This is a genomic window from Devosia insulae DS-56 (assembly GCF_000970465.2).
GTDB lineage: Bacteria > Pseudomonadota > Alphaproteobacteria > Rhizobiales > Devosiaceae > Devosia_A > Devosia_A insulae.
The window spans coordinates 1-17,495 of record NZ_LAJE02000186.1 but is presented as its reverse complement, the minus strand read 5'-3'; the positions used below and the strand labels follow the sequence as shown (position 1 = coordinate 17,495).

At 66.1% G+C, this 17,495-nt stretch carries 13 protein-coding genes; 9 read left to right on the top strand and 4 right to left on the bottom strand.

All coding sequences use genetic code 11. From position 1 onward, the window contains the following. The first annotated feature begins 46 nt into the window (after positions 1-46). The 9 genes from VW23_RS13115 (at position 47) to VW23_RS13075 (ending at position 8,395) form a co-directional block, all read left to right on the top strand. A complete protein-coding gene (locus tag VW23_RS13115) occupies positions 47-868 on the top strand; it encodes a nicotinate-nucleotide adenylyltransferase (protein WP_084646048.1) in 822 nt (273 codons plus the stop codon). A gap of 240 nt (positions 869-1,108) precedes the next feature. Next, entirely contained in the window at positions 1,109-1,435 is a 327-nt protein-coding gene (gene rsfS, locus VW23_RS13110) for a ribosome silencing factor (protein ID WP_055876048.1), read from the top strand. Between the two features lie 73 nt (positions 1,436-1,508). After that, positions 1,509-1,988, top strand: a complete 480-nt coding sequence (rlmH, locus tag VW23_RS13105) for a 23S rRNA (pseudouridine(1915)-N(3))-methyltransferase RlmH (protein WP_069910014.1) — start codon at positions 1,509-1,511, stop codon at positions 1,986-1,988. 60 nt (positions 1,989-2,048) lie between these two features. Continuing rightward, complete coding sequence (locus tag VW23_RS13100) at positions 2,049-2,846, top strand: glutathione S-transferase family protein (RefSeq protein WP_069910013.1); 798 nt, start codon at positions 2,049-2,051, stop codon at positions 2,844-2,846. A 96-nt stretch (positions 2,847-2,942) separates the two neighbouring features. Continuing rightward, positions 2,943-4,454 (top strand): murein hydrolase activator EnvC family protein, encoded by a 1,512-nt coding sequence (locus tag VW23_RS13095; RefSeq protein WP_084646044.1) that lies wholly within the window; start codon positions 2,943-2,945, stop codon positions 4,452-4,454. Positions 4,455-4,460: 6 nt separating this feature from the next. Beyond that, positions 4,461-5,816: a S41 family peptidase gene (locus VW23_RS13090; protein WP_069910011.1), complete on the top strand. Its 1,356-nt coding sequence runs from the start codon at positions 4,461-4,463 to the stop codon at positions 5,814-5,816. Between the two features lie 158 nt (positions 5,817-5,974). Next, entirely contained in the window at positions 5,975-7,129 is a 1,155-nt protein-coding gene (locus VW23_RS13085; RefSeq protein ID WP_141728324.1) for a divergent polysaccharide deacetylase family protein, read from the top strand. Then, entirely contained in the window at positions 7,129-7,665 is a 537-nt protein-coding gene (locus VW23_RS13080; RefSeq protein WP_069910009.1) for an RNA pyrophosphohydrolase, read from the top strand. Before VW23_RS13085 ends, VW23_RS13080 begins: the two co-directional genes overlap by 1 nt. Before the next feature lie 43 nt (positions 7,666-7,708). Next, the gene (locus tag VW23_RS13075; RefSeq protein WP_069910008.1) at positions 7,709-8,395 is read left to right on the top strand and encodes an aspartate/glutamate racemase family protein; all 687 of its coding nucleotides are present in this window, start codon (positions 7,709-7,711) and stop codon (positions 8,393-8,395) included. Between the two features lie 72 nt (positions 8,396-8,467). Here VW23_RS13075 and VW23_RS13070 read toward each other — a convergent pair whose 3' ends face one another. The 4 genes from VW23_RS13070 to VW23_RS13055 all read right to left on the bottom strand — a co-directional run bounded on the left by VW23_RS13070 (position 8,468) and on the right by VW23_RS13055 (position 17,215). After that, positions 8,468-10,768 (bottom strand): methyl-accepting chemotaxis protein, encoded by a 2,301-nt coding sequence (locus VW23_RS13070; protein WP_069910007.1) that lies wholly within the window; start codon positions 10,766-10,768, stop codon positions 8,468-8,470. Positions 10,769-10,940: 172 nt separating this feature from the next. Continuing rightward, a complete protein-coding gene (locus tag VW23_RS13065; RefSeq protein WP_069910006.1) occupies positions 10,941-12,749 on the bottom strand; it encodes a methyl-accepting chemotaxis protein in 1,809 nt (602 codons plus the stop codon). 248 nt (positions 12,750-12,997) lie between these two features. Continuing rightward, complete coding sequence (locus VW23_RS13060; protein WP_069910005.1) at positions 12,998-15,067, bottom strand: methyl-accepting chemotaxis protein; 2,070 nt, start codon at positions 15,065-15,067, stop codon at positions 12,998-13,000. 129 nt (positions 15,068-15,196) lie between these two features. Continuing rightward, the gene (locus VW23_RS13055; RefSeq protein ID WP_069910004.1) at positions 15,197-17,215 is read right to left on the bottom strand and encodes a methyl-accepting chemotaxis protein; all 2,019 of its coding nucleotides are present in this window, start codon (positions 17,213-17,215) and stop codon (positions 15,197-15,199) included. Between the last annotated feature and the right edge of the window lie 280 nt (positions 17,216-17,495).

The following is a 17,495-nucleotide window of genomic DNA, read 5'->3' as shown; positions in this document are numbered from 1 at the left end:
GAGATGACGGCCGGCCGAACGTGCGAGAGGGGGACTGACTGACGCCATGGGCAGATCGATTGCCACCATCAAGGACGTTGCGCGCGAAGCCGGCGTGTCGATCTCGACGTTTCCGTCCGTCGCCAACGGTAACAAGCCCGTGTCGGAGGACCTCGCCGCCCCCGTTCCCGACGCGGTGCAGCCGCTTACTTTCTACCCTCACCACATTGCGCGCCTGCTGCACGCCAACCGCTCCCACACGCTGGCTCCCCTCCCCCCCGACATCACCGCGCTCCCGCCCTTCGGCTCGGGCCTGCGCATCGGGCTGTTCGGCGGCAGCTTCAACCCGATCCACGAGGGGCACCGGCTCGTCGCCGAGCAGTGCCTGAAGCGGCTCGATCTCGATGCGGTCTGGCTGCTGGTCTCCCCCGGCAACCCGCTGAAAGATCATTCCGAACTCGCGCCGCTCGAAACCCGCGTCCGCGCGGCGCGCGCGCTCACCGCCAATCCGCGTATCTATGCCACCGGCGTCGAGGCCGCGCACCGCTTCCATTACACTGTCGATACGCTCGACTGGCTGGTCGCCGCCTGCCCCGATACCCGCTTCGTCTGGATCATGGGCGCCGACAACCTTTCCCAGTTCGATCGCTGGGAGCGCTGGCAGGATATCGCCGCGCTCTTGCCGATCGCCGTCTACGCCCGCCCCGGCTCGACGTTTCGCGCCACGGTAAGCAAGGCGGCCATCGCGCTGAAAAAGCGCCGGCTGCCTGAGGAGGCGGCCGAGACACTGGCCAGCAGCGAGCCACCCGCCTGGGTGTATCTCCACGGCATCACTTCACCGCAGTCTTCGAGCGCCATCCGGGCGCGCCGCAAAGCTTCGGCAGATTGAATCCATGTCGCCGCCTTGCAGAACGGCAGACGAAGCGTCATATTGAAGGAGTAGTGGTTATTCGCCACTCAGGATGGGACAGGATTGTTAGCTACGTTGGCGCTAGCCTTTCGACCCAACAACCAAGGACAGCTGAACACGCATGAACCGTGCTCGTGTTGCATGGGCTGAGGCCATTTGATGGCGTCGCCCAAAAAGAAGACCGAAGTCGCGCCGGTGGCCGAGGCCCCGGAACCCCACATGATCGATCTGGTGCTGCAGAGCCTTGACGATGCCAAGGCTGAGCAGACCGTTGCCATCGACATCACCGGCAAGTCGTCGCTCACCGACCATATGGTGGTGACCTCCGGCCGGTCCAACCGTCACGTCAGCGCCGTCGCCGACCAACTGGTCAAGGTGCTGCGCGAGCACGGCTTCGGTAAACCGCGGATCGAAGGACTACCGCACGCCGATTGGGTGCTGGTCGATGCCGGTGACGTCATCGTTCACATCTTCCGGCCCGAAGTGCGCGAGTTCTACAACATCGAGAAGATGTGGGCGGCCGATTTCGCTGCCGACGGTCGCTAGCCTTGGTTTGTCGCGTGACCGAACCGGAAAAGTCTGCAACTTTTCCTGATCACGCTTAGGCGGCGCCTTCGCCTTGCGCATCGCTATCGCCGCCATCGGCCGGATGAAGCAGGGCCCCGAGCGTGAACTGGTCGCGCGCTATCTCGATCGCGCCAAGGCCGCGGGCAAGCCGCTCGCGCTGACCGGGTTCGAGGTGCTCGAATTCGCCGAGTCGCGCGCCACGACCACCGATGGCCGCAAGGCCGACGAAGCCACGACCCTCCGCTCCGCCCTCCCCGAAGGCATCCGCATCGCGCTCGACGAGCACGGCAAGACCATGCAGTCGGCCGCCTTTGCCAACCAGCTCGGCCGCTGGCGCGACGACGGCCGCCCGGCCGTCAGCTTCATCATCGGCGGCGCCGACGGGCTCGACCCGGCTTTCGTGCGCGAAGCCGACCTGACGCTCAGCTTCTCCCCCCTCACCTGGCCGCACCAGCTGGTCCGTATCATGCTGGCCGAGCAGCTCTATCGGACGACCACCATCCTCTCGGGACATCCTTACCACCGCGAGTGACCCCGGTTGCCGCCGCTCGAACGGCATGCCATCTGGAGGCGTCGAAGCTCGGGGCCAGGCATGCAGAAACCGATCGTCCATCACATCCCGGTCTGCCCGTTCTCGCAGCGGCTGGAAATCCTGCTGACCCTCAAAGGCAAGCGTGACGCCGTCGCCTTCTCGGTCGTCGATATCACCCGTCCGCGTCCACCCGAACTGCTGCAGTTCAGCGGCGGCAGCACGGCGTTGCCGATCCTCGAAACCGCTGACGGCGTGCTGAAGGAAAGTCTGGTCATCCTGCGCTATCTCGACGAGACCTTTGCCGAGCCCCCGATCGCGCGCGCCACGCCCTACGAGCGCGCCGTGGAAAACATGCTGATCGCCATGGAAGGCGATTTTACCTCGAGCGGCTACCGCCTGGTGATGAACCAGGACGAAGCACGGCGCGCGGCGTTGCATGATGCGGTTCTCGCCCAGTATCGACGGCTCGACGCGTTCCTTACGACCCATAACCCGGCCGGCACCTTCCTGTTCGAGCACTTCGGGCTGGCCGAGGCGGTCTTCACTCCGATGTTCGTGCGCTTCTCCTTCCTTGCCTATTTCGAGGATTTCGAGCTGCCCGCCGCAGGCTTCGAGCGCGTCCTGCATTGGCGTGCCGCCTGCCTGGCGCATCCCGCCGCTCAGCAGGTGAGCAGCGAGGAAGTGGTCAAGGCCTACTACGACTATGCCCGCGGCGCCGGTAACGGCGCGCTACCCGCGGGGCGAGCCCGTTCCAGCTTCGTTTTCGAGCCGCATTGGCGCGGCCGCCCCTGGCCTCCCAAGGACAAGTACAGCCCCGGCGCGACCGATATGGAGTTGGGCCTCGTGGCGGCAGGTTGAACTTTCCGCGCCCCGCCATCCAAAAGACAAACCCCCGGACTATCGGGCTCTGCGCTATGGTCGCGTGATCATGATTCGGGTGAACCAGGAAGTTTGATGCCGGCAACGGGCTGGTCGAGACGTGCAATTGCCGCGGGCGCCGCTTTGGCGCTGGCGCTTGCCACCGCCGCGCTGGCTCAACAGGCGACGCCGGAAGCTCCCGTCGCCGCGCCGGATGCCACGGCCCCGGCCGCCGCTCCTGCTGATACGACTGCGCCACCCACCGCTCCCGCCGATGCAACGCCTCCCGATGCCGCGCCCGCAGAGGGCGCCGCCACCCCCGACCTCAATCTCCGCCCCGCCGTCGATGCAGCGGCGCCCACCATGGCGACATCAGGCGCGCCTGCCGATCCCGAGATGGCCGCGCAGCAGCAGGCTCTCGATGAGCTCGAGGCCTCGATCTCCGTCACCAAGGAGCGCGCCGATGCGCTGAAAAAAGAGATCGCCGATATGCAGGGCGATCGCACCAAGCAGAACGCCGCGCTGATTGCCGCGGCCGAGCGGGTGAAGCGCGCCGAAACCGACATCGTTGCGCTCGAGGACAAGCTCGGCGAGCTGATCGTCCAGGAGCTCGAGGTCCGCGGCCGCCTCGATGGCGCCGACGAGAACATCTCCAACGTCCTCGCCGCGCTCGAGCGGATCTCGCGCAACCCGCCTCCGGCGCTGATCGTCAATCCGTCCGACGCGCTGGGCTCCGCCCGCTCCGCCATCCTGCTTTCGGCCATCATGCCCGAACTGCAGAAGAAGGCCGACACCGTGATGGCCGACCTCAGCGAGCTCGGCAAGATCAAGGCCGATGCGCTCGAGCAGCAGGGCAAGCTCGAGGCGAACCTGCAGATCCTCGAGGAAGAGCAACTGCGCATCGGCACGCTGATCGCCGCGCGCAAGGAGAACGAGAACCGCGCCACCACCGCGCTCGCCGCCGAGGAAGCCGAAGCCCAGGCGCTGGCCGACAAGGCCACCTCGCTGAAGCAACTGATCGACGACCTGCAGAAGCGCGCCGCCGCGGTCGCCACTGCCGCCGAGGCGACTGCCGCGGCGAACGCCGGCGGCAGCACCCCGACGCTCGACAAGGACACGGTCCGCCTCGCCCTCGCCAATACCGATCGCAGCGAGCCGGCCGTGCCGTTCGCCCAGGCCAAGGGCTTCCTCACCATGCCCTCGAGCGGCGTCACGGTGATCGACTATGGCGCCGGCGATGGCTTCGGCGGCATCTCGCGCGGCCTCTCGGTGGTCACCCGCGCCGACGCCCAGGTGGTCTCACCTGCCGATGGCTGGGTGATGTTCCAGGGCGACTACCTCAATTATGGCCAAATCGTCATCCTCAATGCCGGTCAGGATTACACGATCCTTCTGGCCGGGCTGGCCAAGGTCGATGTGCAGATCGGCCAGTTCGTGATGATGGGAGAACCCGTCGGCACTATGGGATCACAGACAATTGGCCGTACCGTCGCGACCAGTGCTGGTGTCTCCCGCCCGACCCTCTATATTGAAATGCGAAAGAACAACGAGCCCGTTGACCCCACGGGATGGTGGTCGGTGGCTTCTGTTCCAACCCAGAGTGGATAGAATTTGATGCGCTTGACGCCCCTCCGCATAGTCGCCTCGATGGCTGCCGTGTTCACGCTCGGCCTCGCCTGTGCACCGCTGATCGCGCAGGACCAGACGCCGGCCACCGATGCCACCGCTCCCGCCAGCACCCCGCGCAGCGCCGACGAGGTCTATTCCGATCTCGACCTGTTCGGCGAAGTGTTCGACCGCATTCGCGCCGAGTATGTCGAAGCCCCCGATGAGCGCAAACTCATTCACGCGGCGCTGCAGGGCATGCTGACCTCGCTCGATCCGCATTCGGGCTACATGGAGCCGGTCGAATATTCCGACGTGCAGGAGGATACCTCCGGCCAGTTCGGCGGGCTGGGCATCGAAGTGCAGATGGAAGATGGGGTGATCAAGGTCGTCTCGCCCATCGACGACACCCCGGCCGCCAAAGCCGGCATCCTCGCCAACGATTTCATCGTCGAGCTCGACGGCACCCAGGTGCAGGGGCTCACCCTCGACCAGGCGGTCGAGAAGATGCGCGGCCAGGTCGGCACCAAGATCACCGTCACCGTGGTCCGTGAAGGCGTCACTGAGCCCTTGAAGTTCGAGCTGACCCGCGACGTCATCGCCACCCGCGCCGCCCGCATGACCATGGAAGGCGATGTCGGCGTCATCCGTCTCGCCCGCTTCTCCGAGCAGGCCTTTGTCGGCGTGCAGAAGGCCATCGACGACATCTACAAGGCCGCCGACGGCAAGGCCCCCAAGGGCATCATCCTTGACCTCCGCAACAACCCAGGCGGCCTCGTCGACCAGGCGGTGTTCGTCTCCGACGCCTTCCTCAAGCAGGGCGCCGTGGTGCTGACCCGCGGCCGTATCGAGCAGGAAAGTGCCCGCTACGACGCCAAGCCCGACGCGCTCGACCAGAAGCTCGCCGACGTGCCGATGGTGGTGCTGATCAATGGCGGCTCTGCCTCGGCCGCCGAGATCGTCGCCGGTGCGCTGCAGGACCATAAGCGCGCCACCGTCGTCGGCACCCGCTCGTTCGGCAAGGGCTCGGTGCAGTCGATCATCCCGCTCGGCGCCGATGGCGCCATGCGGCTGACCACGGCGCGCTACTACACGCCGAACAACCGCTCGATCCAGGCCTCCGGTATCCAGCCCGACATCCTCATCACCCAGGATGTCCCCGAGGAGTTCAAGGGCCGCGACGAGATCATCGGCGAAGCCGCGCTGCCGGGCGAAATCGGTGGCGGCACCGAGGAGAAGGCCACTGTCGGCTCCTCGGTCTACGTCCCCGCCGAGAAGGACAAGGACAATCAGCTGCAATACGCCATCAAGCTGATCGACGGTCTCGAGACCAACGAGGCCTTCCCGCCCAAGGCGGCCGGTTAACAAGACCTCAAGCGGCAGGGTTAACGCTTCCTTACCCTTTGCCCGTCACACAATGAGCCTGATGCGGGGTGGCGATTCGCCGCCCCGTTCGATTCCCGCCGGGGCGTAGCCAGGCTTGGCCGCGCCGCCGTTCGCAGCATGGGATGAAGGCCAGACCGATGACCGACCTCAGCGCGCCCCTCGTTCGCCGCAAGGCGAGGCAAGCCAAGGCCGACGCTGCCGCGGGGAGCGCCCCGCCCCGCCGTCACATCCCGGTCACCCGTATCGCCCTCGGGCTCGTTGCGCTGATCGCCATCGGCGTCACCGCCCGCATCATGCTGGTCGATGATCCCGAAGGCGGCCGCCCCAGCGCCACCGTCGATATTGCCGGCAGCACCCCCGCCAACAGCATCGCCGGCGCCGTCTCCGTGCCGCCGGGCGGCGTCACCATCACCGCCGACCCCGAGATGTTCCCGGTGGCGCCGGCCGACACGGTGCCGGAGACGGCCGATACCGCGCTGATCGACCCGGCAGCACTCGACCCCGAGATGCTCGAGGAAACCGAGTTCGGCGCCATCCCCCGCATTTCGGGCACCGGCATCCGCCCGTTCGATGTCTATTCGCGCCCCTCCAGCACCCCCGCCACCTCCGGTGGCAAGCCGTTGATCGCCATCGTCGTCTCCGGCCTCGGCCTCAACACCGAAGGCACGCTCGATGCCATCAGCAAGCTACCCGAGGAAGTGACGCTGGCCTTCGCCCCCTACGGCAAGACTCTCGAGCGCACCGTCGGGGCGGCGCGCGCCGAAGGCCACGAGCTGTTCCTCGAAGTACCGCTCGAGCCGTTCGATTACCCCGAGAACGACCCTGGCCCCGATACCCTGCTCACCGGCCAGGCCCCGCGCGACAATCTCTCCAAGCTGTTCAAGGTGATGAGCAGCTTTCCCGGCTATGTCGGGCTGATCAACAATATGGGCGCCCGCTTCACCGCCTCGGGCGCCGATTTCGGCCCGATGATGGAGGAACTCGGAGCGCGCGGTCTGGGTTACCTCGATGATGGCTCATCCAACCGTTCGCTCGCCCCGCAGCTCGCCCGCGCCAATCGCGTCCCCTTCGGCCGGATCAACACCATGATCGATGCCAACCCGGCGCGTGCCCCCATCCTCGCCGCCCTCTCAGACCTCGAGAAGCAGGCGCGCGAACAGGGGTACGCCATCGGCATCGTCTCCGCCTTGCCGGTATCGGTCGAAGCGGTTACCGAGTGGGCGAGGGGCCTCGGCGAGCGCGGTATCGAGATCGGGCCGGCCAGCGCCCTGATGGTGGGAGAACAGAGCTGATGCCCAAGCCCTCTGACAGGCCAAAGCGCGAAGAGCTGCCTTACCGCGATTGCGTCGGCACCGCCGTGTTCAACGCCGAGGGGCTGGTGTTCATCGGCCGCCGCATGGCCGATGGCTCGGCCGACCGCACCGAGGTCAACGCGCCCTGGCAGATGCCGCAGGGCGGCATCGACAAGGGTGAGACCCCGATCGAAGCCGCCTGGCGCGAACTGTTCGAGGAAACCTCGATCCGCACCGCCGAGCTGATCGCTGAAGCGCCCGAGTGGATCTACTACGACCTGCCCGACGAAGCCCTCGGCATCGCGCTCAAGGGCAAATACCGCGGCCAGCGCCAGCGCTGGTTCGCCTTCCGCTTCACCGGCAAGGACAGCGACATCGACGTCACCAACCCCGGCGACGGCCACCCCGCCGAATTCGATACGTGGCGCTGGGAAAAGCTCGAAACCCTGCCGGATCTGATCGTGCCGTTCAAACGCGACGCCTACCTGAAGATCGTCGAAGCATTCAAGGACGTGCCGGCAGGCGTGCGGGGGTAGCGTTCACCTTGCCACCTTCGAAAAACCGCGCCATCTCTTCCGCATGAAAACCATCGGCCTCATCGGCGGCATGAGCTGGGAATCCACCGCTCACTATTACGCCATCCTCAACCGCGAAACGGCGGCCCGGTTGGGCGGCCTGCACTCGGCGCCCGTCATCGTCCACTCCGTCGATTTCGCTCCGATCGAGGCGCTGCAGCGCGCCGGCAACTGGGACGGCGCCGGTGAGGTCCTCGCTGGCATTGCCCGCTCACTCGAAGCCCAGGGCGCCGGGGTCATCGGCCTTGCGACCAACACCATGCATATCTGCGCCCCGCAGATCATCGCGGCGCTCAGCGTGCCCTTCGTCCATATCGCGGCGCCCACTGCCGACGCCCTCCTTGCCGACGGCATCGGCAAGGTCGGGCTGCTCGGCACCCGCTTCACTATGGAGAAGCGCTTCTACATCGAAGGCCTCGAACAGCGCGGCCTCGAGGTGCTGGTGCCCGATGTGGGGATCACCAACCTCAACGGCATCATCTACGAGGAACTCTGCCTCGGCATCGTCCGCGAGGAGTCGCGCCGTACCTATGTCGATGCCATCACCCGGCTCCAGGCCCGCGGCGCCGAAGCGGTGATCCTCGGCTGCACCGAAATCTGCATGCTGATCGACGACAGCGTCAGCCCGTTGCCGACCTATGACACGACGGACTTGCACGCGCGGGCGCTGGTGGCGGCGGCATTGAGCTGAGGGCGTAGCGAATTGCGAATAGCGAGTAGTGCTTTCCCTACTCGCCACTCGCTACCCACTACTCGCTCGCAGCTAAGCCGCCCGCCGCATCCCGCCATGCGCCTGCTCGGCCACCTGGAACACCTCGACGATCCGGTCGAGCTCGGTGGCCTGTGCTTCGGTCTGCTCGATCGCCGCGTTGGTTTCCTCGACCAGCGCGGCGTTGTGCTGGGTCATCTCGTCCATGGTGCGGACAGCGGTGTTGACCTCTTCGATCGCCGAGGCCTGCTCGTGGCTGTCGCGGGCGATCTTTTCCATCAGCTGGTTCGACGAGCGCGCCGCCACAAGGATCGCCTCGAGCTTTTCGGCGGCTTCCGCCACCAGCCGCGAGCCGGCCTTCACTTCACCGCCCGATTGCTCGATCAGCGCCTTTACTTCGCTGGACGCTCCCGCCGCCGATTGCGCCAGCCGCCGCACTTCGACGGCCACCACCGCAAAGCCCTTGCCGGCATCGCCGGCTCGCGCTGCTTCCACTGAGGCATTGAGCGCCAAGAGGTTCGTCTGGAAGGCGATATCGTCGATCATCCCGATGATGTTCGAGATCTTGCCCGATGAGCTGGTGATCCGCTCCATCGCCGCATTAGCTTCTTGCATCACGCCGCCGCCCTGTTCGGCCGCCAGCGTTACCCGTCCGGAGGCCTGGCTCGCCTGCTGGGCATTCTCGGCATTGGCCGTCACGGTCGAGGCCAGCTGCTCCATCGCCGCCGAGGTCTCCTCGATCGTCGCCGCCTGCTTGGTGGTGCGTTCGCTGAGATCGTTGGCGCCGGAGAGGATCTCGCCGGTTGCCGTCTTCAGCGAGCGCGAGGTGCCCTTCAACTGCCCGACGATCTCGGTCAGCCGCTCCGCCACCGCGTTGGTGTCGTCCTTCAGCCGCGCGAACGCCCCGCCATACTGGCCGTGCACCCGTTGCGTCAGGTCGGTCTGCGCCAGCGCCGACAGCACTTCGCCGGTCTCGCTCAGCCCGCGATCCACCGTCTCGACCAGCGAGTTGACGCTGCCGGCGAGCGTGTTCAGTTCGGCGTCGGGGAATTCCGCTGCGACGCGCTTACTAAAGTCGCCATCGATCGCCGCGTCCACCACGCCGCCGAACGCCTGCTGCAGCTCGGCCATCATCTTCACCCGCGCTTCCTGGTCGCGGATGATGCGCACGGCTTCGGCTTCGGTCATTTCGGCGACCTTCTTGCCGTTCTCGCGGAACACCTCGACGGCCCGGGCGAGCGTGCCCACCTCGTCGACACGATCGGTGCCCTGGACACTGACCGAGTAATCGCCTTCCGCCATCACCTTGACGGTGCGGCCCATCGCCCCGAGCGGCCCGCCCACCAGCTGGCGGATCAGCCCGAACAAGATGGCGCAGGCGGCCAGCACGCAGATTGCTGATAGGAGGATAATCGTGGTGCGGCCTTCGTTCACCGCCGCCTGCAGCGTTGCCAGCGGCACGCTCGTCACCACCACCCAGCGGTCCTCGGTGCCGCCGACGCTGAACGGCGCCGCCGTCTGCCTGACATCGGCATTGTCGGCTTCCTTGGCCGTGTTGTCGGCCAGCGCCGCGGTGACAATGCTGCTCATCGGATCAGCCGCATCGAGCGTCTTGCCGATCATCTGGGGATCAGGGTGCGCGACGACGATGCCCTTGGCCGAGATCACCGCGACATTGCCAGTGCCGAACGGCTTCAGCTCCGCCATCCGCGTGTTGATGTCGCTCAGCGACAGGTCGACGCCGCCGGTGCCCAGATAAGTCGCGCCATCCTTGATCGGCGCGCCGAACGACATGATCAGCATGTCCTTGCCGGCCACCGTGTAATTGTAGGGCTCGATGGCGACGGCGCGCCCCAGCGCCTTGGGCTGCAGGTAGTAATCGCCGGCGCCCGGCTGGTCGTAGCCGGTCAGCGCTTCCAGCACCACCGAACCCGAGCCGCGGTTCCAGTACGGGATATAGCGGCCGGTCGCATCGTGTCCCGGCTTATTCACCGCTGCAGCGTCGTTGCCGTCGAGCGCATTGGGCTCCCAGCCCGACCAGGCGCCGAGCAGCCCCGGGTTGCGCTCGAGGAACTGCCGGATGGTCGCGTCATAGACGGCGCGATCCTTGATCCCCGCCGTATGCAGCCCCTGCAGCGCCGTGACGATCCCCTCAGCCGCCCGCTCGCCGCGCAGCAGGTCGGTCGAGACCTGCGCTGCGATCCCCTGAGTGGTTTCCGACTGCAGCTGGTGCGTCTGCGCCTCCATGGTGCCGCCGACCTGCTGCACCAACAGCGTCATGCCGATGGCGAACACGGCTGTAAGGGCCGCGCCGCCGAGCAGCGCAACCTTGAGGGAGAGGGAACGAATACGCATGCGGGGACGGCTCCTGCCGAATAGTGCTTTCTCGTGCATTCAGCGCAGTCCGCCGTTAAAGAACGGTCAACCACGATGGTCCCGATGCCAAAATATTAGGCAGTAGCGCCTGGCTCAAAGTACGAGACCCCGGTCAGTGACCAGGGCCCGTGATCAGGACTGCTGGGGTGCTTCAGAACTCCGCCCAGTCCTTCGCCACCGCCGCGTTGCCATCGCTCAGATAGCTGCGCGCTGCCGCCTTCACCTTCTGCTGCAGCGCCTTGACGCTGCCGGGGCGTGGCTCCGCCGGCATCGACATCGCCCCACCGTCCTCGATCGAGAACACGTCGACGATCTTATCGAGTTCGGTTGCCTGGCCCTCGGTCTGCTCGATCGCCGCATTGGTCTGTTCCACCAAAGCGGCATTCTGCTGCGTCATCTCGTCGAGCACCCGCACCGCCGAACTCACCTCCTCGATGGCGCCGGCCTGCTCGCGGCTCGCGGTGGCGATCCCCTCGATCAGGTTCGAGCTCTCGCGCGCCGTTTCCAGCATGGCGACCAGCTTTTGCGCCGCCTCGGCCACCAGTTTCGAGCCACCAGCGACTTCGGCGCCCGATTGCTCGATCAGCGCCTTGACCTCCGATGAGGCGCTCGCCGCCGATTGCGCCAGCCGCCGCACCTCCACTGCCACCACCGCAAAACCCTTGCCGGCGTCGCCCGCCCGCGCCGCTTCGACCGAGGCGTTGAGGGCAAGCAGGTTCGTCTGGAAGGCGATATCGTCGATCATCCCGATGATGTTGGAGATCTTGCCCGACGAGGTGGTGATCCGCTCCATCGCCGCGGTCGCCTTCTCCATCACCGCGCCGCCTTCGGTCGCCGTCTTGCTGACATCCTGCGCCTTGACCGAGGCGTCGGCCGCCCGCTTGGCGTTCTCGGTGACGGTCGAGGCCAGTTGCTCCATCGAGGCGGAGGTCTCCTCGATCGTCGCTGCCTGCTTGGTGGTGCGTTCGGAGAGATCGTTGGCGCCCGACAGGATTTCGCCGGTGGCCGTCTTCAGCGCCCGCGACGTCGTCTGCAGCGAGGTGACGATCTCGGTGATCCGCTCCAGCGAGGCGTTGAACGCCTGCCGCAGCCCCTCATACTGCCCGCTGAACTGGGTATCGACCCGCCCGCCCAGGTCGCCATCGGCCATCCGCGCCAGCGAGGTTTTGAGCAGCTCGATGATCGCCTCGGATTTCTTGCGCTCGGTGATATCGGACGCAAACTTCACCACCTTCATCGGCTTGCCGGCGGCATCGAACACCGGGTTGTAGGAGGCCATGATCCAGACCTCCTTGCCACCTTTGCCGAAGCGCTTGAACTCCGACGAGATGAACTCACCGCCGCGCAGCCTGGCCCAGAACTGCTCATATTCGGCGCTGGCGCCGTAGCTCGGTTCGACGAACATCCGGTGATGCCGGCCCTGGATCTCCTCAAGCCGGTAGCCGACGGTGGCGAGGAAATTCTCGTTGGCGTTGATGATGGTGCCGTCGAGCTTGAACTCGATCACCGCCTGCGACCGGCCGATCGCCGCCACCTGCCCCGCCATATCGGCGGCACGGTTCTTCTGCTCGGTGATATCGGCGGCGAACTTGATCACCTTGATCGGCTTGCCGGCCTTATCGAGGATCGGGTTGTAGCTCGCCTGCAGCCAGATCTCCCGGCCGCCCTTGCCGAAGCGGCGATACTCGCCCGACTGGAACTGCCCCGCCCCCAGCGAGCGCCAGAATTCGGCATAATCCGGCCCCTGCGCCTGCACCGGATCGACAAACATCCGGTGGTGCTTGCCCTGGATCTCCTCCAGCGCATACCCGGTGGCACCGAGAAAATTGGCGTTCGCCGTGATGATGGTGCCGTCGAGCTTGAACTCGATCACCGCCTGGCTGCGCAGGATCGCCTCGACCTTGCTGCGATCATCCGAATGCGAGTTGCCGGTAAACCCGGCGAAAATAGACTGACCCATGACTTCTGCCCCCAAAAACCGCTTCTGCGGATCCGGCGTAATTTCACCGCATGTCCGCTTGAGGAACCTCCAAGCCGGGCATGCGTATTAACGCGCGGTACACCATGAGGTGTGCGCCTTCACGCATCCGTGAGCAGTTACTGTTCATCTACGTAGTGATGCGTATTTCGCCGACATTGTCGCTGCTGCAACGAAAAAGGGCGCCACATGGCGCCCTTTCGCTGACATCTATGGTTGTGAACCGTCGGCTAGAACTCGTTCCAATCCGTACTGATCGCCGCGTTGCCCTGGCTGAGATAGACCTGCCGCGCCGCCTTTCGCGGCACTGCCGGCGCCGCCCCGGCCTCGGCGACAGTGAAGATATCGACGATCCGGTCCAGCTCGCCCGCCTGCGATTCCGTTTGTTCGATCGCCGCATTGGTCTGTTCGACCAGCGCCGCGTTGTGCTGGGTCATCTCGTCGAGTGTGCGCACCGCAACATTCACCTCCTCGATCGAGGAAGCCTGCGCCCGGCTCTCGCCGGCGATCCCTTGCAGCAGCTCGTAATTGGTGCGTGCGCCCTCGAGCATCACCCCGAGCTTAGCCGCCGCCTCCGCCACCAGCTTCGAGCCGCCGGCGACTTCCGTCCCCGATTGCTCGATCAGCGCCTTCACTTCGGATGAGGCGCTCGCCGCCGACTGCGCCAGCCGTCGCACTTCCACCGCCACCACGGCAAAACCCTTGCCCGCGTCGCCGGCCCGCGCCGCTTCCACCGAGGCGTTGAGGGCGAGGAGGTTGGTCTGGAAGGCGATGTCGTCGATCAGCCCGATGATGTTGGAGATCTTGGCCGACGACTGGGTGATCCGCTCCATCGCCGCTTCGGCCTCGCGCATCACTTCGCCGCCCTGCTCGGCCGTGCGCGACACGTCGGCCGCATTGCTGCTCGCCGATTCCGCCCGCTTGGCGTTCTCCAGCACCGTCACCGCCAGTTGCTCCATCGCCGCCGAGGTTTCCTCGATCGTCGCTGCCTGCTTGGTGGTCCGCTCGCTCAGATCGTTGGCGCCCGACAGGATTTCGCCGGTCGCCACCTTCAGCGAGCGCGAGGTCGAGCGGAGGTTGGTCACCACCTCGGTCAGCCGGTCGCCGACCGCGTTGGTGTCGTCCATCAGCTTCTTCAGCGAGCCGGAATAGCTGCCCTCCATGCGCCGCGTCAGGTCGGCCTGCGCCAGTGCGCCAAGCACTTGCCCAGTTTCACCGATCGAGGCATCCACCGTCTCGACCAGCTGGTTGACACCCTCTGCCAATGTCCTCAGGTCCTGGTCAGCGAAATCCGTGCCGACGCGGCGGCTGAAATCGCCGTCGAGCGCCGCACCCACGACGTCGCCGATTTCCTGGTTGAGCGCCGCGGCCGCGTCGGCCCGCGCCACTGTCACCCGGGCGGTGGCTTCCGCCTCGCCGGCCAGCACATCGCGGCTGCGCAGCGCTTCGCGGAAAATCCCGAGCACCCGGCCGAGGCCGTTGACCTCGGCAATCCTGTTATTGGCGTCCACGGCAACTTCGAGGTCGCCCTCCGACAGCCGGCGGAACCCATCGGTCATCCGCGCCAGGGGCTTAGCCACGAAGCGCTGCGCCAGCAGCATCGTCGCCACCGCCAGCCCGAGGATCAGCGCCAGCCCACCCCAGGTCGCAACGTCGGAGAGCCCGGCATTCTGCTCGGCCGCCCTGAGCTGCGCCACATTGGCCGCCTCGATCGCATCGGACACTGCCGACATCTCGCCTTCCAGCACCTCGAAGCTCTGGTCGAACGCCGTAAGATCGGTTGTTGCGCCGGCGACGTCGAACTCGGTCGCCTTCTCCACCAGCGCCGTCGCCGCGTTGATGTAGGCATCGAGTGGCGTTGCGAGGTTGTCGAGCGCCTGGCGAACGTCGGGCGGTACATCTAGCTCGGCCTGCGAGGCGATTGTCTGCCTGAACAGGTCGCCATAGGTCTTTACGTCGACATAGGTGTCCTGGACCATGGTGATGTCGCCGGAAATCACCGCGTAGAGGCTGCGGAACACCAGGCCGCGCATGCTGTCGTGCAGCATGTCGGCGGTCATGTGCGCCCGCATCGAGCGCATCAGCGTTTCGCTGCTATGACCCGACGCCTTGAACCCGGTCGAGACATAAAGGCTCGCCCCGGCCACCGCGCCGCCGATCAGCACCAGCGCCGCGACCAGCCCAAACACCAGGGTTCTGAACCGCACCCCGTTCCCGCTCGGCGCTCGCGCGCCGTCTTTCGATGTCGTCTGCGCGCTGCCTTCTGCCATCTGCGCGCCGGCAGTACCCTTGTGCTTCATTCTGAAGTTCCGTCGGCCGACGCCACCGCCTCCTGGCGGCCCGGCAACGCACGCGGCCGGCGCGCGTCCCGTAAGTGAACAAAGGGTGCTCTCTGATGGTTAATGCGTAGTTGAAAACCCCGGCCGGAGCTAAAATTCTGCCCAGTCGTCGGCCTTGATCGCAGTGTTGCCGCGGCTGAGGTAAGTCTTCGCCGCTGCCTTCACCCGCTGTTCCAGTACCTTGATACCGCGGGCCGGCTGCAGCTCTGCCATCGGCGCCACTGCTTCGGCCTTGCCGTCGACAGTGAACACCGCGACGATCCGGTCGAGTTCGCTGGCCTGCGCCTCAGTCTGCTCGATCGCTGCGTTGGTCTCCTCCACCAGCGCCGCGTTGTGCTGGGTCATCTCGTCCATCTGCCGGACCGCGGTGTTGACCTCCTCGATCGCCGAAGCCTGTTCGCGGCTGTCCCGCGCGATGCCCTCCAAGAGCTCGCGATTGCCGCGCACCGCCACCAGCATCTGCTCGAGCTTGGCGGCAGCCTCCGCCACCAGCTTCGAGCCGCCCTGCACTTCGCGCGCCGACTGCTCGATCAGCACCTTCACTTCGGCCGAAGCGCTGGCCGCCGACTGCGCCAGCCGCCGCACTTCCACCGCCACCACGGCAAAGCCCTTGCCCGCGTCGCCGGCTCGCGCCGCTTCCACCGAGGCGTTGAGGGCGAGGAGATTGGTCTGGAAGGCGATGTCGTCGATCAGCCCGATGATGTTGGAAATCTTCGCCGAGCTCTCGGTGATCCGCCCCATCGCCGCGTTGGCGCTGAGCATCACTGCTCCGCCGGCCTCGGCCGTCGTCGTCACTTGCCCGGCATTCTCCGAGGCGCCGGCAGCACGCTGCGCATTGGCCAGCACGGTGGTTGAGAGCTGCTCCATCGCCGCCGAGGTCTCCTCGATCGTCGCCGCCTGCTTGGTGGTGCGCTCCGAGAGATCATTGGCCCCCGAGAGGATTTCGCCGGTTGCCGTCTTCAGGTCGAACGAGGTCTTTTTCAGCTGCGTCACGATATCGGTCAGCTTTTCGGCCACCGTATTGGTGTTGTGCTTCAGCCGGGCGAACTCGCCCTCATAGGTGCCGTCCATGCGCCGCGTCAGGTCGGTCTCGGCCAACGCCTCCAGCACGTCGCCGGCTTCGTTGAGCCCGCTCGCCACCGTGTTCATCAGCCCGTTGAAGTTGCTGGCGATGCGCACGATGTCGGCATCGGCGAAATGCGCCTCGATGCGTTGCGACAGGTCGCCCTTCAGCGTCGCCGCCACCACGCCGTCGAAGGCGTTCTGGAAGCTCAGCATCATCTGGGCGCGCTCCGCCGCCTTCTCGTGCCGGGTCCGCTCGTCCTCGTTCATCTCGGCGACACGGATGCCGTTCTCCTTGAACACCTGCACCGCGGCCGCCATCTGGCCGATCTCGTTCTTTTCGCCGGCATAGGGCACCTCGGCGGCGAAGTCGCCCTCGGCGATCCGCGCCATGGTCTCAGTCACCCGGGTCAACGGGTTCGACAGGTAGCGCGTGCCGACATAGAGCGCCGCGCCCACCCCGGCGAGCAGCCCGAACAGCGTCGCCCCCGCCACCACTGGCAGGATCAGCGCTTCGAAGCCGGCGATATCGGCCTTGATCGCCTCGAACTGCGCCTGGTCGTTGTCGACCACCGCGTCGATCTCAGCCTGGTAGGCCTTGCGGTTGGCGCGGTTGGCGTCGTTATTGCCCTGTGCATTGGCCTGAGCCGGATCGATCGTCGCGAGCCGTGCCGTCTCGGCGCGAAACTGCCGGAACTCCGCCGTGCGTGCCACCACCTGCTCGAAGGCTGCCCGATCCGCCGCCGGCACCAGCGGCTGCCATTCGGCGAGATGCGCGTCGATCTTGTCGAGCGACTTGAGCAGCCCCTCGGCAAACGGCGCCGCCTTCTCCACGTTGGGAGCCGCATAGATACCGCGCGCATCCATCACCACTGCTGTCACCAGCCGGTTGAGATGCTCGCCGTTAAAGGCCCGCTGCGACGCCGCTTCGAGCTGTTCGGTACGCTCGGTAAACGACGCGGTGACGAACAGCGCGAGGCCCCCGATCACCGAGACCACCAGGCCCATCACGGCAACGATAAGGAATAGGCGGGTCCGGATCTTCATTGGTCTGCGCTCGCTCTGCTTCTGGAGTGGACGATGTCGCGGCATGACTGCACGCGTCCGGAATTGCTTCCGGTGAACGGCCTCGTTCTGCTGGGGATCAATTGGGCGCGGCTCCACAACTGGTCGCGGCTGTCCTGGCCCCGACACGGTTAGTCTTGCTGCATTCCCGATATCGACAATTACGCAGTTTGCCTTAAGGGATCGTGAATTGCTTCCGGTCGCGCATTTAGGGCGCTTTGGAGCGGCTCGCACCAGCCGTGAGCTCCCCTCCCCCTTGAGG